The organism is Aeribacillus composti, from assembly GCF_031760945.1.
GTDB classification, from domain to species: domain Bacteria; phylum Bacillota; class Bacilli; order Bacillales; family Aeribacillaceae; genus Aeribacillus; species Aeribacillus composti.
Genome location: NZ_CP134501.1, coordinates 587872 through 612566 on the forward strand (window position 1 = coordinate 587872; position 24695 = coordinate 612566).

18 protein-coding genes and 2 riboswitches are annotated in these 24695 nt (G+C 39.7%); of the genes, 15 read left to right on the top strand and 3 right to left on the bottom strand.

Features of this window, described 5'->3' with window-relative positions; genetic code table 11:
• Nucleotides 1–8: 8 nt before the first annotated feature.
• Nucleotides 9–356, bottom strand: coding sequence for a coiled-coil domain-containing protein (locus RI196_RS02945; protein WP_063389277.1), 348 nt, complete (start codon nt 354–356; stop codon nt 9–11).
• Between the two features lie 417 nt (nt 357–773).
• A complete protein-coding gene (locus RI196_RS02950) occupies nt 774–1412 on the bottom strand; it encodes a Bax inhibitor-1/YccA family protein (RefSeq protein ID WP_311066873.1) in 639 nt (212 codons plus the stop codon).
• Between the two features lie 683 nt (nt 1413–2095).
• On the opposite strand from RI196_RS02950, the gene RI196_RS02955 reads away from it, so the two are divergent.
• The 4 genes from RI196_RS02955 to RI196_RS02970 all read left to right on the top strand — a co-directional run bounded on the left by RI196_RS02955 (nt 2096) and on the right by RI196_RS02970 (nt 7928).
• Nucleotides 2096–3688, top strand: coding sequence for a sigma-54 interaction domain-containing protein (locus tag RI196_RS02955; protein ID WP_311066874.1), 1593 nt, complete (start codon nt 2096–2098; stop codon nt 3686–3688).
• 237 nt (nt 3689–3925) lie between these two features.
• Nucleotides 3926–5071, top strand: coding sequence for an iron-containing alcohol dehydrogenase (locus RI196_RS02960; RefSeq protein ID WP_144598074.1), 1146 nt, complete (start codon nt 3926–3928; stop codon nt 5069–5071).
• 20 nt (nt 5072–5091) lie between these two features.
• On the top strand, nt 5092–6492 hold the full coding sequence (locus RI196_RS02965; RefSeq protein WP_063389297.1) for a hypothetical protein: 1401 nt from the start codon (nt 5092–5094) through the stop codon (nt 6490–6492).
• Nucleotides 6489–7928 (top strand): NAD-dependent succinate-semialdehyde dehydrogenase, encoded by a 1440-nt coding sequence (locus tag RI196_RS02970; RefSeq protein WP_066246827.1) that lies wholly within the window; start codon nt 6489–6491, stop codon nt 7926–7928. Before RI196_RS02965 ends, RI196_RS02970 begins: the two co-directional genes overlap by 4 nt.
• A gap of 731 nt (nt 7929–8659) precedes the next feature.
• On the opposite strand, the gene RI196_RS02975 is transcribed toward RI196_RS02970, so the two are convergent.
• A complete protein-coding gene (locus RI196_RS02975) occupies nt 8660–9838 on the bottom strand; it encodes an MFS transporter (RefSeq protein WP_261308702.1) in 1179 nt (392 codons plus the stop codon).
• 603 nt (nt 9839–10441) lie between these two features.
• Between RI196_RS02975 and RI196_RS02980 the strand changes: the two genes are divergently transcribed.
• From RI196_RS02980 to RI196_RS03030, 11 genes are all read left to right on the top strand, one after another.
• On the top strand, nt 10442–11434 hold the full coding sequence (locus tag RI196_RS02980) for a Gfo/Idh/MocA family protein (RefSeq protein WP_130156686.1): 993 nt from the start codon (nt 10442–10444) through the stop codon (nt 11432–11434).
• A gap of 309 nt (nt 11435–11743) precedes the next feature.
• Entirely contained in the window at nt 11744–12574 is an 831-nt protein-coding gene (licT, locus tag RI196_RS02985; protein WP_063389270.1) for a BglG family transcription antiterminator LicT, read from the top strand.
• 256 nt (nt 12575–12830) lie between these two features.
• The gene (locus RI196_RS02990; RefSeq protein ID WP_063389269.1) at nt 12831–14294 is read left to right on the top strand and encodes a glycoside hydrolase family 1 protein; all 1464 of its coding nucleotides are present in this window, start codon (nt 12831–12833) and stop codon (nt 14292–14294) included.
• Between the two features lie 56 nt (nt 14295–14350).
• The gene (locus RI196_RS02995) at nt 14351–15763 is read left to right on the top strand and encodes a glycoside hydrolase family 1 protein (RefSeq protein ID WP_063389268.1); all 1413 of its coding nucleotides are present in this window, start codon (nt 14351–14353) and stop codon (nt 15761–15763) included.
• Between the two features lie 175 nt (nt 15764–15938).
• A complete protein-coding gene (locus RI196_RS03000) occupies nt 15939–17876 on the top strand; it encodes a beta-glucoside-specific PTS transporter subunit IIABC (RefSeq protein ID WP_311066875.1) in 1938 nt (645 codons plus the stop codon).
• Between the two features lie 349 nt (nt 17877–18225).
• A riboswitch (guanidine-I (ykkC/yxkD leader) is annotated at nt 18226–18356 on the top strand.
• 140 nt (nt 18357–18496) lie between these two features.
• On the top strand, nt 18497–19522 hold the full coding sequence (locus tag RI196_RS03005) for an ABC transporter substrate-binding protein (protein WP_130156692.1): 1026 nt from the start codon (nt 18497–18499) through the stop codon (nt 19520–19522).
• 13 nt (nt 19523–19535) lie between these two features.
• Nucleotides 19536–20354: an ABC transporter permease gene (locus RI196_RS03010; protein ID WP_130156694.1), complete on the top strand. Its 819-nt coding sequence runs from the start codon at nt 19536–19538 to the stop codon at nt 20352–20354.
• Entirely contained in the window at nt 20355–21149 is a 795-nt protein-coding gene (locus RI196_RS03015; RefSeq protein WP_186439255.1) for an ABC transporter ATP-binding protein, read from the top strand.
• Between the two features lie 34 nt (nt 21150–21183).
• Nucleotides 21184–22875, top strand: coding sequence for a methyl-accepting chemotaxis protein (locus RI196_RS03020; RefSeq protein WP_144598066.1), 1692 nt, complete (start codon nt 21184–21186; stop codon nt 22873–22875).
• Between the two features lie 136 nt (nt 22876–23011).
• Nucleotides 23012–23134, top strand: a riboswitch (guanidine-I (ykkC/yxkD leader).
• 62 nt (nt 23135–23196) lie between these two features.
• On the top strand, nt 23197–23910 hold the full coding sequence (locus tag RI196_RS03025) for an urea amidolyase associated protein UAAP1 (protein ID WP_311066876.1): 714 nt from the start codon (nt 23197–23199) through the stop codon (nt 23908–23910).
• A 100-nt stretch (nt 23911–24010) separates the two neighbouring features.
• The gene (locus tag RI196_RS03030) at nt 24011–24661 is read left to right on the top strand and encodes an urea amidolyase associated protein UAAP2 (RefSeq protein ID WP_094245131.1); all 651 of its coding nucleotides are present in this window, start codon (nt 24011–24013) and stop codon (nt 24659–24661) included.
• The last annotated feature ends 34 nt before the right edge of the window (nt 24662–24695 follow it).

Consider the following 24695-nt stretch of genomic DNA (forward strand, 5'->3'; position numbering starts at 1 on the left):
AACTTAAGCTATAATTGTCTAAGCTTTTTTTCATGCTTCAATGTTTTGCTGGACACGAAGTCGAGGGTTTCTTGTGCGTCTGTTAATTCAGCGCGAATCCCTTCCAATTTTTTCTCTAAGCGTGTAAAGCGTTCATCCACGTTTTTTCTAAAAGATTGCAAATCGTTTTCCAGTTTATCCATTCTTGATTCCAGTTTATCCATTCTAGATTCCAGTTTGTCCATTCTAGATTCCAGTTTGTCCATTCTTGCCTCTAAGCCATCCATTCTTTTTTCAAGATGATCAAATCTTGAGTCAATGTGCTCAGAATGCTCTTTCAGCGCCTGTAAAATTGTTTTTAATGCAACGTCTTCCATACTAAAAGGGCTGCCTCCTTTCTTTTCACTATATTTTTTATTATAAAAGATTATAGGTAAAAATGTAAGTTGGAATAATTCTGGAAAATACTCAAATCGGGTATTTGTCAAAAAGAGTTGATTACAGCAAATTTCAGTTGCACGTAACCGTCAGCCGTACAGGGCAAACGCGTTTGAAGCTTGCAGTGAAACGCCGGGCAAAAAGAACAAACCTGCTGAAATATTAGGCTTGTTGCAAGGACAAAAAAGGAGAGCAGCAAGCAAAAGTAAAATGAAAAAAAAGGAACCGTAAAAGCTTTCCTAACGAGTGAAAAGAAGAACCGGCACTAGATGACTCTGACATAAAAATTGATCCGGTTCTACAAATTTTTAAATACCCGAAATTTTTGCAAGCAGCTTTCTTTTTTTAGCTCTCCTTCAATCTTTTGAAGAAAGAATGCCAAAGATTCGTAAAATTTGAATGAACAGGTTGATGAAGTCTAAATATAGATTTAGGGCTATTAACGGCACTTCTTCTGGATGAACACCGTAATGCTTCATTCGATTAAAGTCATATAATACGTAGCCGCTGAAAATTAATACTCCTATGAAGGAAAATGCGAGCATGCCGCCTGAGTTCAACGGCCAAAAAAGATTAAGAACATAAATGATCAGAAAAGCGAGCAGGGCAGAAAATAACATTCCGCCAAGAAATGAGAAATCTCGTTTTGTTGCAGTTGCATATACAGCTAATCCAGTAAAAACAGCGGTTGTGGCGGCTAGTGCCATAATGACCGCGTGCGCGCCGATTGTTGAAACATAATGCGAGATCATTGGATAGGCTGTAATCCCTGAAATAAACGTAAAACTATATAGAAATGTATAAGAAATAGCTTTTTTTCTGCGCAAAAAGAATGCAAAAATAATCATGCCAAGTTCAATTATGGCAAGAGGCAAAAACAGTGATGGCGGCACATATATTCCCGCTGCCATTCCTAGCATGGCGATAGCCAAAGAAACGGCAAACGACTTTAAAACACTGGGCATTTGTCTTCTATTCGTAGCGTGTGTATACATAGTTTCCCCCGCAAATTTGATCTTCGATATGACGGTTAATGTTTTATTCTTTTGATATAATTTACGATTAACTTTATGCAAGGATTCATTTTTTTTAATTCAAGTCTTTGCAAATTCGATTTTGTTTAAACAATGTTCATTTTTTTTTGCATCCTTTAGAAGCGGGAAGTTAGAAATCAACTATTCTACTGGACTCAACCTTTCTGGTAGAAAAGCATCGTGAGCTTGCAAATGTCAATATTGGAAAATGGAATCGAGCCATTCACACGATTTAGCGGCAAGTCTCTGCTGATGCTTTTCGAATCAAGGAAAGGTTCTAATATTTTAAGAAACTGTTTTGATCTGTGTAATTGCACAAAAGGCTGATTTCTGCTTTTGCCTTTTGTTCAGCCTTCCTGTCATGATCTGTTGAATTGCATAAAAGCGTGCACCAATTAAACCTGCACGTTTTTTAATTTTTTATCTAGAAACTTAAGCTGCGGAAACTTTTTCGAAACGCTGGCCCCAGCGATTAGCCCTCGAAATCAAACCGTTGCCGCAACAGCATAAAACGCCTTTATGCTAGAAGTTGGAAGGTACTTGCACTTTTTGCTAAGTCAGAAAACAACCAATCATTTTTCTAATCGTTTATACTAAAACTAATCAATGTAAACAGTTGCAAAGTGGCATTAGGAGGGAATTTTATGACTAGCTTTCGTCCCGATATGTCGGTTGAGGAAGCGATTTCAATTTTTCCTATTGGCGTTAATGAAGTGGAAGTATTTAACGAATCCGGTGAATTTGCAGGCTATTTAACACTTGAGTCGCTATTTGGAGCCGTTCAGCAAGGAGAATTAACAAAACCGATTCGTCATTTTATTTTAACGAATGCTCCTGTACAAAGTCTTGAGCAGCATTCGATCTCTTACTCTCAATTCCAATCTTTTTTTCAGAGCAAATTGTGCCGGATCGTTCTTAACTCATTATATGACGGTGTCTATATAACAGACGGTTCAGGGATTACGCTGTTTATCAATAAAGCTTATGAACGGATTACGGGGATCAAAGAAGAAGAAGTGAAAGGGAAGCATATGAGCCATTTAGTTGAGCAAGGGATTATTTCCAAATCTGCATCTTTAGAAACGATTCGAACGAAAAAGCCGGTCACTCTTATACAGACCATTCGCAATGAGAGGAAAATTATTGTATCTGCAACACCTGTTTTTTCTTCTTCCAATGAAGTGATGTATGTCGTTAACAGTGTGAGAGATATAACAGAACTGATTCGTTTGAAGCATGAATTGGACAGTCAAAAGCTTTCGTATCAAAAAATTTCGCAAAACTCGCTTTTTCCTGAACAAACGGGTTTTCAAAATCTTGTCATCGGTCCTTCTACTTTTCCAATTTTCCAGCTTGCGAACAAAGTCGCCAAAACTGACGCAAAAATTTTGCTGCAGGGAGAAACCGGCGTAGGAAAAAGCTTAATTGCGAAATATATTCATTCGAGAAGCTCCCGAAGCAATAAAATTTTTATGGAATTAAACTGCGGCGCCATTCCTGAACATTTAGTAGAAGCTGAACTTTTTGGCTATGAACCCGGTTCTTTCACAGGAGCCTTGAGAGAAGGGAAAATAGGCATTTTTGAAAAGGCTAACGGCGGGACGTTATTTTTAGATGAAATTGGAGACCTGCCGTTAGAATTACAAGTTAAGCTGCTAAAGGTTGTAGAAGAAAACCGGTTTATGAGAGTAGGATCTACTGAAATGAGAGAAGTCGATGTACGACTCATAACAGCAACTCATAGAGATCTTGCATCTCTAGTAAGGGAAGGGGCGTTCCGTGAGGATTTATATTATCGACTGAATATTGTCACCTTTGATGTCCCGCCTTTACGGGAGCGGAAGGAAGAGATTGTTCCTTTATTAGAAATGTATTTGAAGGAATTTAATAAAAAATATAATGAAAATAAAAAAATGACCCCGGAATGCATTGAGTGGCTGACAAACTATTCATGGCCTGGGAACATAAGGGAGCTTGCGAATTTAGTTGAGAGACTGGTTGTGACTACCTTTCACGACACAATTGATGTAGGCGACCTTCCTCCTTTCATACAACAGATTTTCCCGGCTTCAAAGCCTAAAACTTTAAAAGAAGCTGTGGCTGAGCTTGAACGTTCCCTCATTATCGATGCACTTAAAAAGCATGGTACGACTAGAGCCGCAGCGAAATTTTTAGGAATTAGCCAAAGTGCCATTGTACAAAAAATGAAAAAACTTCACATACGATTAGAAAACTAATCAAAAAGACTAGAATGATTCGTTTTATAATCGATTTTTCCTGATTTACATCAGCAAATGAATAAAAACGATCTAAAAAACATTGAAGATTTTGTTACAAATATTCGCGGATATTAAAAAATTTATAAAAAATACACAAATCATTTTCGAGTTGGCACGAAATTTGCATAGATATTTGAGTGACACCAGGAAAATCAATTCATTTCTCGCTAGTTTGAAAGGAGAGGAAGGAAAAAAATGAATATATCTACATTTTCAATGGCGAACAAATTAATTACAGGAACTGATTCTCTCAATCAACTCCCTGAAGAAGTGAAGCGGCTTGGGATAAAAAATCCACTTATCGTGACAGATAAGATACTTATCAAAGCAGGAGTAGTAAAACAGGTTCAAAATTTATTGCCGATGGAGCCGGGAGTATTCTCGGATGTAAATCCGGAACCGGAAATTGAAATTGTCGAACAATGTCTTCAAGCGATAAAAGTAGGAAATCATGACGGGCTGATCGCTGTCGGCGGTGGAAGCGCTATCGATATTGCCAAAGCGGCTTCTGTCATGGCGACGAATAAGGGGAAAATTGAAGAATACTTTGGAATTAATTTAGTGGAATCACCAGGGCTGCCTTTAATAGCCATTCCGACAACTGCCGGAACAGGTTCCGAAGTTACGAATATTTCAATCTTGTCGGATACGAAAGAGCAGGTGAAAAAAGGGATTGTCAGTCCGTTCTTATTACCTGATGTCGCAATTGTTTCGCCGATCATGACCATTACGTGCCCTCCTAGCGTGACAGCAGCAAGCGGAGTGGATGCATTGGTTCATGCTGTGGAAGCATATATTTCGAAGTTTGCTTCTCCGATTACGGATGCACTGGCAATTGGTGCTATGAAACTTATTTCCACCCATTTACCGAAAGCGTATTCAAACCCGGAAAACATCGAATCACGTGAGGCGATGATTACAGCGAGTCTCATGGCGGGATTGGCTTTTGGTAATGCAGGCGTTGGAGCAGTGCACGCTCTCGCTTATCCTCTTGGAGGACGTTTTCATATAGCACACGGTGTAAGCAACTCCTTGCTGCTTCCATACGTCATGAAATGGAACAAAATAGCTTGTTTAGAAAGATTCCGTGATATCGCAGAAGCGTTAGGTGAAAAAGTAGATCATCTAAACGATGATCAAGCGGCTGATGCAGCGATTGAAGCGATGATCCGGATATGCCGCTATGTGGAAATTCCACAATCTTTGCGTGAATTTAATATTCCGGAATCCGCGATTTCTGAAATGGCTGAGGAAGCTTTAAAGCAAACGCGGCTTCTGCGCAATAACCCTCGAAAATTAAGCAAAAAAGATATTGAACAAATATACCGTGCTGCCTATTGATAGGAGGGAAAATCATGATCATGAAATGGAAAAATCGTCCGCACGGCGCTGAAACGCCATATATCCCTGCAGGTCCCTTTAAAATACGGCTGCCGTTTATTCATTATCGGTTTGAATGGCCCGATTATGTGCAGGGTTTGCTCATGTGTGCGGTAGACCTTGGGGCTATTACTCTTTTAGCGGATCATTTAGGGATGCCGTTTGAAGTGGCTCTCGCTGTTGTTGTATTGAATGGACTTTTATATTTACTGCATCATCTGCTTGGTGACCCGGTCATTCCAGGTTGGGTCACTCCCGCGATTCCATTGATTGTTTTGTTTGTTAAACAATTTCCAGAAGGTGAGGACCGAATATATGCACTCATTGCATTTCAGTTGACTCTTGGAATTTTATCCATCATTTTAGGAGTAACGGGACTTGCCAGCAAAGTGGTGCGTTTAGTGCCTGACGCCATTAAATCAGGTATTATACTGGGTGCCGGAATTGGAGCTGTCGTATCGATTTTTGAAGCCGGAGGAAAGTTTGAATTATTCCCGATTACGATCACAATTTGCATTGGCTTTGCGTTTTATCTAATATTCTCTAAACATTTCGAAAAATTAAAGCAAAAAAACAAAGGCTGGGCTTTGTTGGGGAATTTAGGGATTTTACCTGCTATTTTGCTAGCTGTTTTTGTAGCGCCTCTTGTTGGAGAAGCGAAATGGCCGGACATTCAATGGGGTTTCAGTAAACCAGATTTCGCCACACTTTGGGCGGAATATACGGTATTTGGCCTGGGCTTCCCTGCGTTATCGTTTTTCGTGAAGGCAGTCCCTGCTGTTTTTGCAACGTATTTAGTTGTGTTTGGAGATGTGCTGAAAACGAAAGCTCTCCTTTCTGAATCTGATGTCATACGTACGGATGAAAAAGTTGATTACAATCCGAACCGCGCCCACTTAATATTTGGTGGCCGAAACATTCTGATGAGCATGATCGGCCCTGATATTACGATGTGCGGTCCGATGTGGGCTGCTATGCAAGTGGTCGTGATTGAGCGGTTTAAAAAAGGTAAAGAAGCGATGCATTCGTTTTTCGGCGGAGCAGGATCGTTCCGTTGGGGTACAAATACTGGATTATTTTTGCTGCCTATAGTAAGTTTAGTACAACCGATACTTGGGGTAGCTTTAGCATTGACATTGTTGGTACAAGGTTATGTAAGCGTTCGTATCGGTGTCATGCAGTCCCGCAGCCAGCGTGATCTTGGAATTGCGGGGATTGTTGGTGCAATCCTCGTCATAAAAGGAGCAACAATGGCTTTTGCTGCCGGCATCCTTTTATGCATCCTGCTGTATGGGAAAGATTTTCTGCGCGGAGAAAACGACCGCATATTTACGCACCACTCGAATGAAGAAAAAGAAAGAGAGGAGATTCAAGCAGTATGAAAGAACAACCATTGACAAAAGGGCTGTATCTTAACGGAGAATTTGTTCAGTTGGATGACAATTTTGCCGTTCAAAACCCTGCCACTTTTGAAACAGTTGGTTATGTGCCGAACGGAACCGCCAAGGAAGCAAAGCTGGCTGTCGATGCAGCTCACGAAGCTTTTAAAACTTGGTCAAAAACGACAGCCTATGAACGAGCAGAATTACTGGAAAAATGGTATAAGCTCATAAATGATCGGCTGGAAGTGTTGGCATCCACGATGACAATCGAGCAGGGAAAACCGCTCGCCGAGGCGAAAGGCGAAATACAATATGCAAACAGCTTTGTGAAATGGTTTGCAGAAGAAGCGAAACGGATTTATGGCGAAACGATTCCGGCATCTGTTCATTCGAAGAGAATTATCGTTCAAAAACAACCTGTTGGAGTCGTTGCTGCCATAACTCCTTGGAACTTTCCGGCGGCGATGATCACACGGAAAGTCGCCCCTGCCCTTGCAGCCGGATGCACAGTTGTCATAAAACCGGCTGAACAAACACCACTTACAGCACTTTTATTAGCAGAATGTGCTCATGAAGCAGGTTTTCCAGCAGGTGTCATCAATGTTATAACGACTGAAAAACCAGCTGAAGTCGTTGATGTTTGGATGGAAGATTCACGCGTTAAGAAGGTTACTTTTACAGGGTCTACTCCAGTTGGAAAGCTGTTAATGAGAAAAGCAGCGGATACCGTAAAAAAAGTATCGCTTGAACTTGGAGGCTTGGCACCTTTTATCATAACAGAAGATGCAAATATTCAAGAAGCTGTAAAGGGCGTTGTGCAATCAAAATTCAGAAATGCCGGTCAAACGTGTGTATGCGCCAACCGGATTTATGTCCATGAGTCAATTAAGGAGCCGTTTTTAAAAGCATTTCATGAGGCTGTTTTAACACTGCAAGTAGGGAATGGCCTTGACGAGAAGGTAGACATTGGACCGCTTATTGACGAAAATGCAGTCAAAAAAGTTCAACATCAATTAGAAGATGCAGTCGAAAAAGGCGCGAAACTCCATGAAGGACCTTCCGTGAATATGGACAAAGGATATTTTATGAAGCCGGTTGTAATCTCTGATGTAACAGATGATATGTTGTGCATGCAGGAAGAAACATTTGGTCCATTGGCACCGGTCAGCACATATTCAGATGATGAAGAAGTTATCCAACGTGCAAATGGTACACCATTTGGTTTGGCTGCGTATGTTTACACCCAATCTCTCAAAAAGGCTGTTTGGTTTTCTGAAAATCTAGAATACGGCATTGTCGGAATCAATGACGGCCTTCCGTCTGTCGCCCAAGCACCTTTTGGCGGAATGAAAGAGAGCGGCCTTGGAAGAGAAGGAAGCCACTACGGGCTGGACGAATTCCTAGAAATTAAGTTCGTTTCTCTTCAATTAATATAATTTTGGATATCCAAAAAAGTGTGGAAAGAGGGTAAAAACACCCTCTTCCATGCTTTTAGCTACAATAGAAAATCATGATCTAACACTTTTTCATAAACCCATTCATTGGCTAATCCATTCTAACTGACAGCCTTCCGAATTTTCTATCAGGTTTTGTTTGCTGACTTAACAATATGAATTTTAGCTATCACAATTGACGGTTTATAAGGGTTCCACATATCAATTGTTACAAGTTTTATATATCAAGCAAGATTTGAAAGAAATCGAACAATTTCATATTGTTCGATTGTATTTTCGATGACTATTTTCATTGCTTCCACCTTGCTATTTTTGATTATTTGAAAAGCTCCTGCTTGCTGCACCAGCTTCTTTTCCCTTCATTGTCACTTATTACATCTCTGCGTTAGCAACTATAAGGTGTTACGCAACGTAAAAGTCAATAGAAAAAGATGTTATTTTCTGGAACTTTTTAAAGATGAAGGTTGCCATATTTTTATTTTGAAAAGTGGCATTTTTGGAGGGATTTTACGTGAAATGAGCTGTGTAAAACAGTAGACAGTTTACAGGAATTCCATGCAATTTTCTGCTTATGACATGCTGATCCATCTCTAATTTTTATGGGAATTTGCACGATAATCCGAACACCATAAATTTTTTCTTGAAAAAACGCTCAGCTCTTCCGACAGGCTAAGCGTTTTTTTTCTGCACTAATCTATTATACTTTCTGACGGTTAAAGACGTTTCTCAGCATACCGAATAAAAGGTAAGCTTGATAGCAATAAAGCTGTGATAAACAAGATGACTCCCGCCCAATGGAAATGAATCCAAAAATAGCCCCCAAATGTACCAACTAAGCTTGATCCTAAATAATAGAATAAAAGATATAAAGAAGATGCTTGAGCTTTATTCTTATCCGCCCGTTCTCCAATCCAAGCGCTGGCAATGGAATGACAGCCGAAAAAACCATATGTAAATAGTGAAATGCCGATAATTTTCACCAATACTGGCGGAAAAAGAGTCAATATGGCTCCGGAAATAGTCAAAGCGACGGCAAAAATTAGCGTGGCTGAATGGCCGTGTTCATCAGCTTTTTTGCCTAAAAATACAGAGCTGAAGCTTCCGAAAATGTAGACGATGAAAAGGAAGCCAAGCAATGATTGGCTGAATGAATAAGGAGGCTCGCTCAGTAAATAGCCAATATAATTGTATAATGTCACAAAGCTTCCCATAAATAAAAAGCCCAAAAAAATGAGAGATAAAAGCGGCTTATTTTTTAAGTGTACAGTATATGCCTTTATAACAGCTTCTATATTAAACGGCTTTTTTTCGCTATTCTTTGGTGTCGGTAGAATAAAAGCAAAGACGATGCTTAAAATAAGAGCTAGCGCTCCGATGGAAAATAAAGCGGTCCTCCATGAAAAAAAATCTGTCAACAAGCCAGTGATTATTCGGCCGGCCATTCCGCCGATGCTTGTTCCGCTTATATACAATCCCATCACTTTGCCAATTGCAGTTGGATGAAATTCTTCTGCTACATACGCCATAGCGAGAGAGGGGATGCCTGCTGAAGAAATTCCAAGCAGTGTTCGGAATACAACAAGCAAAGGAAAATTTGGGCTCATAGCAATAAACATAGAGAGCATGGAAGTAAGCAGCATCGAGATGATCATGATTTTCTTTTTTCCAAGAACATCTGACAAACTAGCAGCTACCAGCATCATAAAAGCAAGTGTTCCGGTTGAAGCCGATACGGTTAAACTGGCTGATGCGGCAGAGATATGAAATTCTTTTGAGAAAACAGGCAGTAAAGGCTGTGTTGTATACAAAATGGAAAAGGTGACAAACCCGCCGAAAAAAAGAGCTATGCTGGCCTTTACATATTCTGGACTGTTCATTTTTATGTATACCAATTGGACTCGCCTCTTTCCATTATTTCCAAATATACTATACATCTAATAAGCTAAACTGTCTAATGCAACGAATGTAGTAGAGGCGAATGACAATGAACGATAATCTGTACGAAATCACTTTTAAGGGCCGACTAGTCGAAAAAAACACAAAAATTCAATCATAAACAAAAATTTAAATCTAGCAACATTCCTCTTTCAAAACTTGCAAATGTCAAAGCCTACATTCCCTTGGCAACCGAGTGATTTGCCGTATTTGCTGCTGAAGGAATTTGAGCACCGATTCCCTTATGTGTTCACACAACCAAGGGAAAACATTTTATGCGATGGTTCCAATTGGTCGTTGGCAAAAATATAGAAAGTACAAACAAACAACTTCAAACATAAAAAGTTAGCAGGCGGACAATGTTCCGTGACAGTGGCAGCAGCGGTTTGAATTCTTGTGGAGGAATCTGCTGAAAAGTTGTATGGACGATGTGTGAAAATGTGGTAAAATATAAAAAAGCGTTTTCAAAATCAAAAAATATTAATGTAAAATCAAAAGAATTTCAAAAATAATTGACAAGATTATGTTTTTTCAAAATTGATCTGGAGGGGATTTAGAAATTGAAGAAAACTCGTTGGGGAATAATAAGCACAGCACAAATCGCTAAAAAGCAGTTGATTCCTGCGATTCAAAGATCTAAAAATGCTGTTGTAGCGGCGATAGCAAGCCGATCCGATAAAGTGATCGGGGTGGCTGATGAATTAAATATTCCGAAAGCCTATAAAAGTTATGAAGACTTGCTAAAGGATCCAGATATCGATGTTGTATACATACCGCTGCCTAACCATTTGCACAAAGAATGGATTGTGAAGGCAGCTGAAGCAGGAAAACATGTATTATGTGAAAAGCCAGCAACGTTGACAGCTGAGGAGGCGAAAGAAGCGGCAGCCGTTTGTGAAAAAAACAATGTGAAGTTTATGGAAGCGTTTATGTACCAATTTCACCCACAGCATCAAAGAGTTCGAGACATCATCGCATCAGGTGAAATTGGCGATGTGAAATTAATGAGAGCCAACTTTTCGTTTTATTTGGATCCTGCCTCGCAAAATATTCGTTTAAATTCTGATATGGGCGGCGGCAGTATTTATGATATTGGCTGCTATTGTATTCATTCGATTCGAAATATTATTCAAGCCGAACCGGCTGAAGTGAGAGTAGATGCTGAAATAGATCCTGTTCATCGCGTTGATACGACGGCTGTCGGATATATGGAGCTTGACAATGGAGTCAAAGCCGTTTTTGACTGCAGTTTTCACGCGAGTTTTTCAAATGTTTATGAAGTGGTCGGAACGAAAGGTTCTATTCGCGTTCCAAGAGCCTATCGACCTGACCGCCAAGGAGGAGAAGGCTTAATCATTGTTGAAAAAGAAAATGAACAGAGAATCGAAAGCATTGTAGCGGATCAATACGCTCTTCAAGTTGAGCATTTTTCAGATGCGGTGCTGCATGGAAAAAATCCTTCCTACACAAGCGAAAATATGATCCAAAATATGACTGTAATCGAAGCTTGCTATGAATCGATCAAACAGGGAAAAAAGATTTCGCTCAAATAAAATGACAAAACGGCGGGGCATGTGTTCTCGCCGTTATTTTTTATCATTTTGACCAATAGAAAGCGTACTGGACAGAAGTGAATTCACCTCCCCTTATCGTCGGGCTGTACCCAACGCATGGTGGCGGGGAGTTTTTTGAAACTCTCTTACTATTAAAAAAACGAAAATCTGCTTTAGCAATCGAATTTTTGTATTGACAAATCCTAATAAATCGTAAATTCTCTTAATTAAGGACTTCTTTCATAAATATATTGGGTGCATTTTGCAATATATAGTATAATAGCATCAAACCAAAGGCAGGGGGTACGCGTGAAAATCGCAAAAGTTATTAATAATAACGTGATCAGCGTTATACAAGATGATCAAGAGCTGGTCATCATGGGACGAGGGATTGCCTTTAAGAAAAGACCTGGCGATGAGGTTGATGAAGACAGAATTGAAAAGATTTTTAAATTGGAAAATCAGGATATGGCCAGTAAATTTAAATCGCTATTGTACGAGGTTCCGATGGAATATGTAAAAGTAACGGAGGAAATGATACAATACGCGAAAAATAAACTTGGCAAAAAACTGAATGATATTATTTATATATCGCTGACAGACCATATTAATTTCGCCATAGAACGGCAAAAACAAGGGATAAAGATTGTGAATCCATTACTTTGGGAAATCAAGCGGATATATAAAGATGAATTTCAAATCGCTTTGGAAGCACTGAAAATGATTAAAGACAAATTGGCGATTGAACTGCCTGAAGATGAAGCCGGTTTCATTGCGATGCATTTCGTCAATGCTGAGCTGAATGAAGAAATGACGGATGTCGCCAATATGACAAAGATTATTCAAGATATACTGAATATTGTAAAATACCATTTTAAAATTGAGCTTGACGAGGATTCATTAAATTATTTCCGTTTCCTTACCCACTTGAAATTTTTCGCGCAACGGCTCATAAACAACATGCTGCTGAAGAGCGACGATGATGAATTGTATGAAATCGTAAAAAATAAGCATCCGGAAGCTTATGCCTGCACGAAAAAAATAAAAGATTATATTCAAAAGGTGCATGGCCATGAAATAACTTCGGAAGAAAAACTATATTTGACAATTCATATTGATCGAGTCGTGAATCGTAATTAAACAAAATCTCAGCTTCTCGTAAAAATTTTTAAATGAACTGTTGACAGGAAATGAAAGCGTATGCTAATTTGTAAATAACAATCGAATAGAAACCATTTCATTTAGGATTGTTACTGGTCATGCAGGCAAAACCTAAATTGTTTCGTCATTTTTATGGCGGGCAATTTAGGTTTTTTTATTTTCTTGATCGTATAAGCGCTTTGCGACAAGATAAAGTTGGAAATTGTTTTAATAATAACGAGAGGGTGAATGAACAATGGGCCATTTCGAAGCGAAATTCCCGGAAAACTTTCTCTGGGGCGGCGCAACTGCTGCCAACCAATTAGAAGGTGCTTTTGATGCAGATGGAAAAGGTCTTTCTACTGCCGATATGGTGGCTTATGTACCAAAAGAAAAACGTGGTAAAAACGGACATTCATTAGATGTGACAAGTGCAGAAATCGAGGAAATCTTAAGCGGAGCAGCATCAGATAAAATTTTCCCGAAACGTTTCGGAATCGATTTTTATCATCGCTATAAGGAAGACATCGCCTTATTTGCAGAAATGGGGTTTAAAGTATTCCGTTTATCCATATCTTGGCCGCGTATCTTCCCGAATGGGGATGAGACCGAACCAAATGAAGCAGGATTAGCCTTTTATGACAAAGTGTTTGACGAACTGGCGAAATATAATATTGAGCCGCTTGTTACACTTTCCCACTACGAAATGCCGCTCGGGCTTGTGCAAAAGTACGGCGGCTGGACGAATCGCAAGGTGATAGATTTCTTTGTTCACTACGCTGAAACCGTATTTAAACGGTATAAAAACAAGGTGAAATATTGGCTGACATTTAATGAAATCAATATGATTACTTTCAGTCCGTACACCGGCGGCGGCATTTTAACCGATCGGGTTGAAAATGTAAAACAAGCTGCCTTCCAAGGGGTACACCACCAATTTGTAGCAAGTGCACTAGCTGTTAAAGCATGCCACGAAATCATTCCGGATGCAAAAATCGGCTGTATGCTGGCTAGATTGGAAGTATATCCGGAAACATGCAACCCGGACGATGTACTTAAAGCATTAAAAGAAGATCAGCTGAACTTATTTTTCACAGATGTTCAAGTTCGCGGCGCATACCCAAGTTATATGAAACGCTATTTTGCAGAAAATAATATTCACATTGAAAAACTTCCAGGCGATGATGCCATTTTAAAACAATATACAGTGGATTTCCTTTCGTTCAGCTACTATATGACACTTGTAGCCAGCACGAAGGATGATGCTGAAGAAGTTTCAGGCAATTTAATCGGCGGTGTGAAAAACCCTTATCTTGAATCATCTGATTGGGGTTGGCAAATTGATCCGGTCGGCTTGCGGATTACGTTAAATAAATTGTATGACCGCTATCAAGTTCCTTTATTTATAGTGGAAAACGGATTAGGGGCCTACGACAAGGTTGAGGAAGACGGCAGCATCCATGACGATTACCGAATCGACTATTTGCGCAAACATATTGAGCAAATGAAAGAAGCGATTGGCGACGGTGTTGAATTAATGGGGTATACAACTTGGGGGCCTATTGACTTAGTAAGCGCATCTACCTCAGAAATGAGCAAACGGTATGGTTTTATTTATGTCGATCAAGATGATTTCGGCAACGGAACATTGAAACGCCTCCGGAAGGACAGCTTCTATTGGTATAAAAAAGTAATCGAAACGAATGGAGAAGAATTGTAAAAACGATTGCGATGTCGAAATCACTCTGTTTAAAAATGAAATGGGAGGTAGTAAGCATGAAACACGAGCGGCGCAAGCCTTTTCCAAACGATTTTTTGTGGGGAGGTTCCACATCAGCCTATCAAGTGGAAGGCGCATGGAATGAAGACGGAAAGGGACCTTCCGTTATCGATATGGCCAAATACCCCGAAGGCACGACTGATTTTAAAGTAGCCAGCGATCATTACCACCGTTACAAAGAAGATATTGCTCTGTTTGCTGAAATGGGCTTTAAAGCATATCGTTTTTCCATTGCCTGGACACGCATTTATCCTAATGGCGACGGAGAGGTAAATCGAAAAGGGATAGAGTTCTACGATCAACTTATCAATGAAATCAGAAAGCATGGAATTGAACCGATTGTGACGATTTATCATTTTGATTTGCCTTATGCATTACAGGAAAAAGGCGGCTGGTCCAATCGTGCAACGATTGATGCATATGAAAATTATTGCAAAACATTATTCGAGCATTTTGGCGATCGGGTAAAATATTGGCTGACGATTAATGAACAAAATATGATGATCCTTCATGGCGAAGCGATCGGGACCGTTGATCCGAACTTAAAAAATCCAAAAAAAGAATTGTATCAACAAAATCATCATATGTTTGTCGCTCAGGCGAAGGCAATGGCGTTATGCCATCAAATGCTGCCGGATGCAAAAATCGGACCGGCGCCGAATATTGTGACGATTTATCCGGCAAGCTCAAAACCTGAAGATGTTTTAGCTGCCAATAATTACGCAGCCATCCGCAATTGGCTGTATTTGGATATGGCTGTATATGGGCGCTATAACAATATTGCCTGGGCTTACTTGGAGGAAAAGGGATATACTCCAACAATTCTTGAAGGCGATATGGAAATTTTACAAAATGCCAAGCCGGATTTTATTGCTTTTAACTATTATACTTCGCAAACAGTAGCAGCAAGCGAAGGAAATGAAGAAGATGTGAACCAAACAGGAGATCAGCATATTACGGTTGGGGAACCGGGAGTTTATAAAGGAGCCTCCAATCCGCATTTAAAGAAAAATGAATTTGGCTGGGAAATTGATCCAGTCGGGTTTCGGACAACATTAAGAGAAATATATGACCGCTATCATTTGCCATTGATTGTCACTGAAAATGGATTAGGCGCCATCGATCAATTGGAAGAAGGCGATGTTATAAACGACACATACCGAATTGAATTTTTAAGAAACCATATCGAACAAATGCAATTAGCGATTAGTGACGGTGTTGAAGTGTTCGGTTTTTGTCCTTGGTCAGCTATTGATCTCGTCAGCACGCATCAAGGTATAAGCAAACGCTACGGTTTTATTTACGTTAACCGTGATGAGTTTGATTTAAAAGATTTGCGCCGAATTCGAAAACAAAGCTTTTATTGGTATAAGCAAGTCATCTCATCGAATGGAGCCAATTTAGATTAGAAAGAGTAAATTCGACAATTGCATAATTTTTTCGGGAAGCTGTCAAAAATCAGGAAGGAATGTTACCATCCGGGCATAACCTGAACTGATTTGAACAATACAGTGCGTTTATTCGTGCGCGTTCAAATTGGTTCAGGTTTTTTATATATCAAATATATTTTTGGGAGGGTCAATCATGAAATATGAGCAATTGGCTAAAGACATTATCGAAAATGTCGGCGGTAAAGAAAACGTTATAAGTGTTGTTCACTGTATTACAAGATTGCGCTTTCAATTAAAGGACGAAGGGAAAGCGAACACAGAAGTGTTAAAAAACATGGACGGAGTCGTCACCGTTATGAAAAGCGGCGGACAATATCAAGTTGTCATCGGCAATCATGTGCCTGATGTATATAAGGCGGTCGTTGCTATTGGCGGGTTTGAAGCTGCAAAGCCTGTCGATACGGAAGCGGGAAAAAAGGATAAAAATTTATTCAACAACTTTATTGACATTATTTCGGGAATTTTTGCACCAACTCTCGGCGTTCTAGCTGCAACAGGAATGATTAAAGGTTTTGCCGCTCTTTTCGCATCACTAGGCTGGATAACAGATAAATCAGGAACTTATCAAATTTTATATGCAATTGGCGATTCGTTATTTTACTTCTTCCCGATCTTTCTTGGTTATACGGCCAGCAAAAAATTCGGCGGCAACACATTCATCGGTATGGCGATCGGGGCGTCATTGGTTTATCCGGCACTATCTAATCTTACTAGCGGAAAAGCGCTTTACACTTTGTTTTCAGGCACGATGTTTGAGTCGCCTATTTATATTACATTTCTTGGCATTCCGGTCATTTTAATGACGTATTCATCTTCCGTTATTCCGATTATTTTGGCTGCTTATTTTAGTGCGAAGGTGGAAAATTGGTTTAAGAAAGTTATTCCTGATGTCGTGAAAACATTTTTAGTTCCTTTTTTTACACTGATTATCATAGTTCCTTTAACATTTTTATTGATTGGGCCAATTGCAACTTGGGCAGGAAAGCTTCTAGGTCAACTAACAGTTGCCATCAATGATTTATCGCCAATTATCGCAGGGCTGCTTCTTGGCGGGTTCTGGCAAGTATTTGTTATTTTCGGTCTTCATTGGGGGCTTGTATCGATTGCCATCAACAATATGAGCACAATGGGAGCGGATCCTATTTTAGCGATGGCATTTGCTCCTTCTTTTGCACAAATAGGTGCTGTACTTGCCGTAATGGTGAAAACGAAACAGCAAAAATTGAAAACGCTTAGTGTTCCTGCATTTATTTCCGGAGTTTTCGGGGTTACAGAACCGGCGATTTATGGTGTTACGCTTCCGCTCAAAAAACCGTTTATTATCAGCTGTATTGCTGCGGCAATTGGCGGAGGACTCATAGGAGTATTTGATTCAAAAATGTATATGCTGGGAGGTCTCGGAATTTTTGGTATTCCATCCTTTATCAGTCCGACTGAAGGCATTACGTTTGGTTTATGGGGCACTTTAATTGCCATTACCGTTGCCTTTATCCTTGGTTTTATCCTCACTTTCCTTTTTGGATTCAGTCAAAAATCGGCAGCAGAAGCAGATCGGCAATCCCAACAAGCAACAGCTGAGGCTGACGCGGAAGAAGAATTATTAGGTAAAAAAGAAATTATTTTCAGCCCGTTTAACGGCGAAGTAAAGCCGTTATCAGACATCAAGGATGCAGCATTTTCATCCGGGGCCCTCGGCGCGGGCGTAGCTATTGAGCCTTCGGAAGGAAAATTAGTAGCGCCTGTATCCGGCACAGTAACGACTCTTTTTCCTACGAAACATGCAATTGGAATAACATCTGATCAAGGTGCGGAAATTTTGATTCATATTGGCATGAATACCGTTCAATTGGAAGGTAAATTTTTCAATGCTCATACAACTCAAGGCGCCCGTGTAGAGAAAGGACAGCTGCTCATTGAATTTGACATAAATGGAATTCAGTCGGCGGGCTTTGATTTGGCGACACCGGTTGTTATAACCAATACTAGTCACTACAAAGAAATAAATGAAACGAAAGAAAAACAAATCAAAATTGGCGAACCTTTATTGACGCTTATAAATGACTCGGAATGATTTTCACAAGAAAAAAGCATCTGCTGATTAAGGGCAGATGCTTTTTTTAAGAAGATTTTGAACGTTTTGCAGCTTTTCATGCTGTTTTTTTGAAAAAATATAATTCTTTTATGTAATAATAGTTTCCGTAATATGCGAATATTTCGAGAAATTATGTTAGAAAATATTACATATTTATTGCAGATATAGTCATATAAACTATAATTCTTAATAAATAAAAAATCCCCCTAAAGAGTTTGTAGTGATCTCTCATTCTCTGTCAAACGGAAAAAGAAGGTGAAAAGCTGACATTTGCCAGCGTATCTTGGAATGATGAAAAGTGAATATCGTTCCCCGAAATAAGTGGGAAATCAAAGCTGTCTAGGGTTCCGTTGCTGGCAGGCTGTATCACCGCCGGTAAGTCTGGTCCGAGAGAGAGCGTATAGAAGCTGCGTTTGATTGCAACTTCTATATACACGGAAGGATAAAAGCCTGGGAGATCTATTCTCTCTGGCTTTTATTTTTTTAAAGCTGAAAATTTAAAAATCTGGGGAGGGGGATATAACAGAATTTCTTTAAGCACTATTTTGAAATACCTAATTTCAAAAAGAGATGAAAAATATAAAGCCGAGGTGAAAGACATGAAGAAAAAGAAGCTTCTACTACTTGTTCTTTCTATCATTTTTTGCTTGTTGTTGGCTGCTTGCGGAAGTAAATCTGCAAATGAAACTTCTGACGGCAATAAAAGCAAGAAAGAACCGATTAAGATTGGTTTCAGCGCCTTGCCGAGCTGGTATTTATGGCATCTCGTAGAAAAAAAGGGTTTTTTCGAAAAACATGGAGTGGATGTCGAATTGGTTTGGTTTCCAGTATATGCTGATTCCCTTTCTGCATTAAATACGGGAGAAATTGATGGAAACAGCCAAGCTTTGCTTGATTCGATCTCCCCTTTAGAAAAAGGAATTGATTTAAAAGCGGTATTTATTACAGACAATTCACTTGGCGGCGATGGGCTTGTTGCTTCAAATGATATTCGCTCGGTTAAAGACTTAAAAGGGAAGAAAGTTGGTACGGAAATAGGTACGATTGAACACTTTTTTCTGCTCACGGCATTGCATGAAGCGGGATTAAAGGAGTCCGATGTGAAATTTACAAACTTATCTGTTCAAGATGCGGGAAATTCATTTATAGCTGGAAAATTGGATGCAGCCGGTTTGTGGGAGCCTTTTTTAAGCATGGCAGTGAATAAGGGAAAAGGACATAAGTTGGTGACATCCGCTGATTTTCCGGGCTTGATTTCCGACTTATTCGTTGTAAGGGGAGATGTTGCGAAAGAGAGGAAAGAGGACGTGCAAAAAATCGTAGCAGCATGGTTTGATGCGGTTGACTATCTTTCGCAAAATTACGATCAATCGATTCAACTAATAGCGGACGAGGCGGGAATTTCAAAAGAAGAGCTGGATGTAGGAATGAAAGGATTCAAGCTGTTTTCTCCTGAAGAAAGCTTGAACGCTTTTAAAGAGGGAGATAACTATCAATCTTTTTATTACACAGCTGAAAAAAATGCTGAATTTTTAAAAGAGTTAGGGTTTATTAAAGACATTCCTGATTTTAGCAGCTTCGTTGACACCTCATTTATAAAAGCGGAAATTGAACGGGCAAAGTAAGGAGGATTAATGGATGGAGCTTCAAAAAGGAAAAAGGCATCAATGGACATTATTCAAAATACGCGAGGATATTCCGAAAAAATGGTATTTTACTGGGGTATCAACTGCTTTTATCTTGTTATTGCTCATTTGGATTTTGCTGAGCAATTTAAAACTTGTGGATGAAGTATTTCTTCCGACTCCCGCAGCTGTTGTGGGCTCTTTCTTTGCTGCACTTTCAAGTCCGGAGTATTGGGGAGAAATCGGGATTAGCGTCTACAGAGTTTTTATGGGGTTTTTACTGGCATGTCTGTTAGGGATTCCGCTCGGAATATTGGCTGGCACTTTTAAGCTTGCAGAATCGGTTATTTTGCCCGTCTCTGAGTTTATCAGGTATATGCCGGCAGCCGCTTTTATTCCACTTATTATGGTTTGGGCAGGAATTGGGGAAACAGCAAAAATTTTAGTGATTTTTATCGGAAGCTTTTTTCAGCTCGTTTTAATGGTGGCAGATGACACAAACCGGATTCATAAAGACCTACTTTATGCCTCCTATACTCTTGGAGCAAACCGCTGGCAAGTCATCTCAAAGGTTATCATCCCTGCAATGCTTCCGAAATTAATGACAACTATGCGGCTGATTATGGGATGGGCTTGGACGTATTTAGTTGTAGCAGAGCTGGTGGCGGCAAACAACGGTCTTGGATATTCGATTATGAAAGCGCAGCGTTTCATGGATACCGAGTCCATCTTTGTCGGAATCATTGTTATCGGGCTGTTGGGACTTATTATTGACAGATGCTTTGCCTACATTAATAAAAAATTATTTCCATGGGCGGAAGGAGGAAATTAAATGTTGAATGCTATCAAAGCTGAAAAAAATCTTCGTCAAGAGAAGATTGAAATAAACATTCAAAATTTGTCGAAAGTGTATAAAACGAATAATGGCTCCTTTCAAGCGCTGGAGAATGTTTCTTTGTACGTAAAAAATGAAGAATTTGTTTCCATTCTTGGACCGTCGGGATGCGGTAAGTCGACCATTTTGAGAATTTTGGCAGGTTTGGAGGAGCCGACATCAGGCAGTGTGCAAGTATCCGGTGAAGAAGTGAAAGGACCAAGTGCGAAACGAGGTATGGTCTTTCAGTCTTATACGTTGTTTCCTTGGTTGACAGTAAGAGAAAACATAGAGTTTGGCCTCAAGCTAAAAGGAATGAAACAAAAAGAGCGTAAAGAAATTTCCGATCGATATTTAGAGCTGGTAGGACTGGAAAGATTTGCGGATTCCTACGGCAAAGAATTGTCCGGCGGCATGAAACAACGTGTGGCTATTGCAAGATCGTTGGCCAATAATCCGGAAGTGTTATTAATGGATGAACCTTTTGGAGCGCTTGATGCACAAACAAAGCAATCCATGCAGCAATTATTGTTGGATATTTGGAAGAAGGAAAAAACAACCATTGTGTTTATAACGCACGACATCGATGAAGCCTTATTCTTATCCCAGCGAATATATGTCATGGAAGCAAGACCGGGGAGAATTCTCGAAGAGATTGATGCGGATTTGCAATTATTTCAAGATGGGGAGCTTGTGGATGTAGAGAAATTTATGAACGTAAAAAAACATATCATTTCTTTATTAAAGCATTAGTAAAAAACTTACAGAAGGATCGGAAGGGCTGTTGATGATGAAGATACGAAACAAACTGCTCCTTAGCTTTGGAACCGTTTTGCTAATTGTCCTGCTCGCCTTTCTTATTGTTTACTCTACTTTGCAGGACGTTTCCAAATCCTATTTTAATTTAGCAAATACCGATATGAAAAAATTGCAGCTTGCCCACCAGATTCAATTTGAAGACCTTGCGTTAACAGATGCGGTCAGAGGGGTGATTATCGAACCGGATAATACGGCCGAAAGGGAAAAGTACAATCAGTTTGCAAAGCAAATTGATCAACATATTAAAGAAGTGACTCCGATGCTGGATGATTCCAGGACGAAAAAAATTTTCCACGATCTAAATATAAACAATCAAAAATTAGTTGAATTAGAAACGCAGATGATGGAATTGGCCGGGGAAGACCGCCAAAAAACACTTGCTATTTTTCATGGAGAATATGCGGATATTCGCGCTATTTTTAGTTCCAAACTGGAAGAATTCAAACAAATTGAGACAGAACGGATAACCAAGAAAATTGAGGAAGATGAAAAATTAATAAGAAAAAAAATCATGGCGGGTGCAGCGGTATTTATCACAGCACTGTTTGCAGGAATTTTAATTGCAATATTTATTTCTAAAAGAACCACCCGGCCATTGTGGAAAATTGCAAATAAATTAGAGGAATTGGCGCGAAATAAAGGAGATTTAACAGCTAGAATCCATATCACGAATAAAGATGAAATTGGAAAGCTGGCGACGGCATTTAATAGAATGCTGGAGAACCTGCAAAAAATGATGCTAAAAATAAAGGAAACGACAGATGAAGTTTCCGCTTCAGCACTCGAGCTTTCTGAAGGTACTAAAAACTTTGCGGAAAGTACAGAACAGATCACGATGGCAGTTCAAGACATTGCTTCCGGAGCCGGTGATCAAGGTGACATGGCGGATGAAAGCTCACATGCGGTGAATAATATTGCCAATGAAGTTCAAAAAATTGCATCGTCATCTTCTTTCGCAGCAGAATCGGCCTTGACCACATCGAAAATCGCAGAAGAAGGAAACAAATCAATTGTCAAAGCAGTCAAGCAGATGGAATTTTTACAAAAATCCGTTGATGAAGCGTTTATTAAGATTGAGGAACTTGGCAAGCTTACCGACGAGATAAAAAAAATATCAGATGTCATGGCAAATATAGCGGAGCAGACGAATTTATTGGCTCTAAATGCTGCCATTGAGGCGGCGCGTGCAGGGGAACAAGGCAAGGGTTTTACTGTTGTAGCAACGGAAGTTCGAAACTTGGCGGAAGAGTCAAAACAATCTGCGATTCAAATAAATGAAATGATACAGCATGTCCTCTCCATTGCTGCTGCTGCCGTGGAGAATATCGATAAAGGAAGAAGCGATCTAAAAGAGGGTAAAAGGGTTGTTGATGATGCTGGGCGTGCTTTCCATAAAATTTTAACATCAGTTGAAAAAGTAACATGTCAAATACAAGAGGTTTCCTCATCTGTCCAGCAAATGTCAACAGGAGCTGATCAAGTTGCTGTTTCTATCGGACAATTGGCTGACATCGCCAAAAAGTCATCAGCTCATTCACAAAATGTGGCAGCCTCAACGGAAGAACAACTGGCTGCAATTGAAGAATTTACAGCAACGGCAGAAAATCTCTCAAATGTAGCAAAAAAACTGAGAAACATGATCGGGGAATTTAATGTTTAACATTGTTTTTATCTATTTCCAGCATTCATTGTAAGTTTCATGTTATATTATCTAACAAAATCATTGAACAATGCTGCACTCCTTTCTATATTAATCTTAAATAAAAATTTCATAAAGGTTCCTGATCGATAGGAACAAAAAAGCTGTCTAGGGTTCCGCTGCTGCTTAAGTTTGCAGCAGGTCTGGTCCGAGAGAGAGCGTATAGAAAGCATCAAAAGATGTCTTTCTATAAACACGGAAGGATAAAAGCCTGGGAGATTTCCCTAGGCTTTTATTTTTTTACAACGATCATTAAGAAAAGTCTCAAGGGAGGTATTTTGGATGACTAAAATTTTCAGCAAAACGATCGTACCTGGAGGAAAATGGTCAGGAAAAATCGGAAAAGGAAAGCTTATTCGTTTTACAGCCTTGGAGGCTGGAGCCAATCTTTCGCTTATGATGTATCATGTACATGATCTTTCAGAGCGGTATAACATGCCGGATACATTAAAAGCCCAGCACACATTTCACTTGACAAAGGGAAACGTATTGATGAGCGATAACGGCCGAGTATTGGCCAGCATCACTAGCGACAGCCTTGGCTGGCACGACACTGTTTCAGGCTATACCACAAGGGAAGGAACAGATGAGAAATATGGAAAAACAAGCTATCAAGAATTAAGAAATGACTGGCTCAGAAGCGGAGAAGAGAACTTTGCCATGGAACTTGTAAGAAACGGGCTCAGCCTGCGCGACATGGCTCCTGTCGTCAATCTGTTTTCAAAAGTGAAAACCGACGACAAAGGCAACCTTACCTATTGTTTGGATCATTGCAAAAAAAATGACACAGTAACATTAAGAACAGAAATGGATATTTTGCTGATTGTATCTAATACACCAAATCCGCTTGATCCAAGAACCAACTATCCGTCCGTTCCGGTGGCAATGGAAATGCTTCCGGCAGAGCCTGTCGATTTGAACGATTATTGTGTAAATTATCGTCCTGAAAACCGCCGGGCATTTGAAAATACTTGGGAATATTATGCGCTTTTATAGCATTGGGCAGGAAATTGTTTGAGTACCCAGGCTGATGCCTTTAAAGATCAACATTATAGAAAATACCGATTTAAAAATACGATATGGGGAGGAAAGGAACATGGAAAATATTAAAAAAGTAGAAAGTCCTCGAAAAGAAGAAAATGCAATCTATAACAAAATCATCCCTGCCGGTGAAGGCTGGATGCATGAACTAAAGCCAGGGCAAGTTCTAAGAATTGTCGACTTGGAAGGAAACCAAGCAGTAGATACATTGTTTTACGATGCAGATAATCCGGAGGATCATTACAGTGTAACAGCCACCATTACAGGACAGAAAAATATTTACTTAACAACAGGTTCGGTGCTTCGTTCTGAATCAGGAAATGAATTGCTGAAGATTGTAGCGGATACATGCGGGCGGCACGATACATTAGGCGGTGCTTGCTCAGCACAAAGCAATACCGTCCGATATGCACATGATAAATTGCATATGCACAATTGCCGCGACACGTTTATGCTGCAGTTGTCGAAATATGGGGAGCGTTTTACAAAAAGGGATCTGGCTCCAAATATTAACTTCTTCATGAATGTTCCGGTTACAGAAGATGGTCATTTAGAATTTGCTGATGGAATCTCTTATGCCGGAAGTTATGTGGAATTATTATCCCTTCGGCGGACATTGGTGCTGATCAGCAACTGCCCGCAATTAAACAATCCTTGCAATGCTTACAATCCAACAAAAATACAAGTGCTGATTTGGGATAAATAAACAGAATCAACTAGGATACGGATGCGTCAGGGGG

Coding starts and splice junctions, on each gene's coding strand:
- RI196_RS02945 (WP_063389277.1), bottom strand. CDS start 356: ATGGAAGACGTTGCATTAAAAACAATTTTACAGGCGCTGAAAGAGCAT.
- RI196_RS02950 (WP_311066873.1), bottom strand. CDS start 1,412: ATGTATACACACGCTACGAATAGAAGACAAATGCCCAGTGTTTTAAAG.
- RI196_RS02955 (WP_311066874.1), top strand. CDS start 2,096: ATGACTAGCTTTCGTCCCGATATGTCGGTTGAGGAAGCGATTTCAATT.
- RI196_RS02960 (WP_144598074.1), top strand. CDS start 3,926: ATGAATATATCTACATTTTCAATGGCGAACAAATTAATTACAGGAACT.
- RI196_RS02965 (WP_063389297.1), top strand. CDS start 5,092: ATGAAATGGAAAAATCGTCCGCACGGCGCTGAAACGCCATATATCCCT.
- RI196_RS02970 (WP_066246827.1), top strand. CDS start 6,489: ATGAAAGAACAACCATTGACAAAAGGGCTGTATCTTAACGGAGAATTT.
- RI196_RS02990 (WP_063389269.1), top strand. CDS start 12,831: ATGGGCCATTTCGAAGCGAAATTCCCGGAAAACTTTCTCTGGGGCGGC.
- RI196_RS02995 (WP_063389268.1), top strand. CDS start 14,351: ATGAAACACGAGCGGCGCAAGCCTTTTCCAAACGATTTTTTGTGGGGA.
- RI196_RS03000 (WP_311066875.1), top strand. CDS start 15,939: ATGAAATATGAGCAATTGGCTAAAGACATTATCGAAAATGTCGGCGGT.
- RI196_RS03005 (WP_130156692.1), top strand. CDS start 18,497: ATGAAGAAAAAGAAGCTTCTACTACTTGTTCTTTCTATCATTTTTTGC.
- RI196_RS03010 (WP_130156694.1), top strand. CDS start 19,536: ATGGAGCTTCAAAAAGGAAAAAGGCATCAATGGACATTATTCAAAATA.
- RI196_RS03015 (WP_186439255.1), top strand. CDS start 20,355: ATGTTGAATGCTATCAAAGCTGAAAAAAATCTTCGTCAAGAGAAGATT.
- RI196_RS03020 (WP_144598066.1), top strand. CDS start 21,184: ATGATGAAGATACGAAACAAACTGCTCCTTAGCTTTGGAACCGTTTTG.
- RI196_RS03025 (WP_311066876.1), top strand. CDS start 23,197: ATGACTAAAATTTTCAGCAAAACGATCGTACCTGGAGGAAAATGGTCA.
- RI196_RS03030 (WP_094245131.1), top strand. CDS start 24,011: ATGGAAAATATTAAAAAAGTAGAAAGTCCTCGAAAAGAAGAAAATGCA.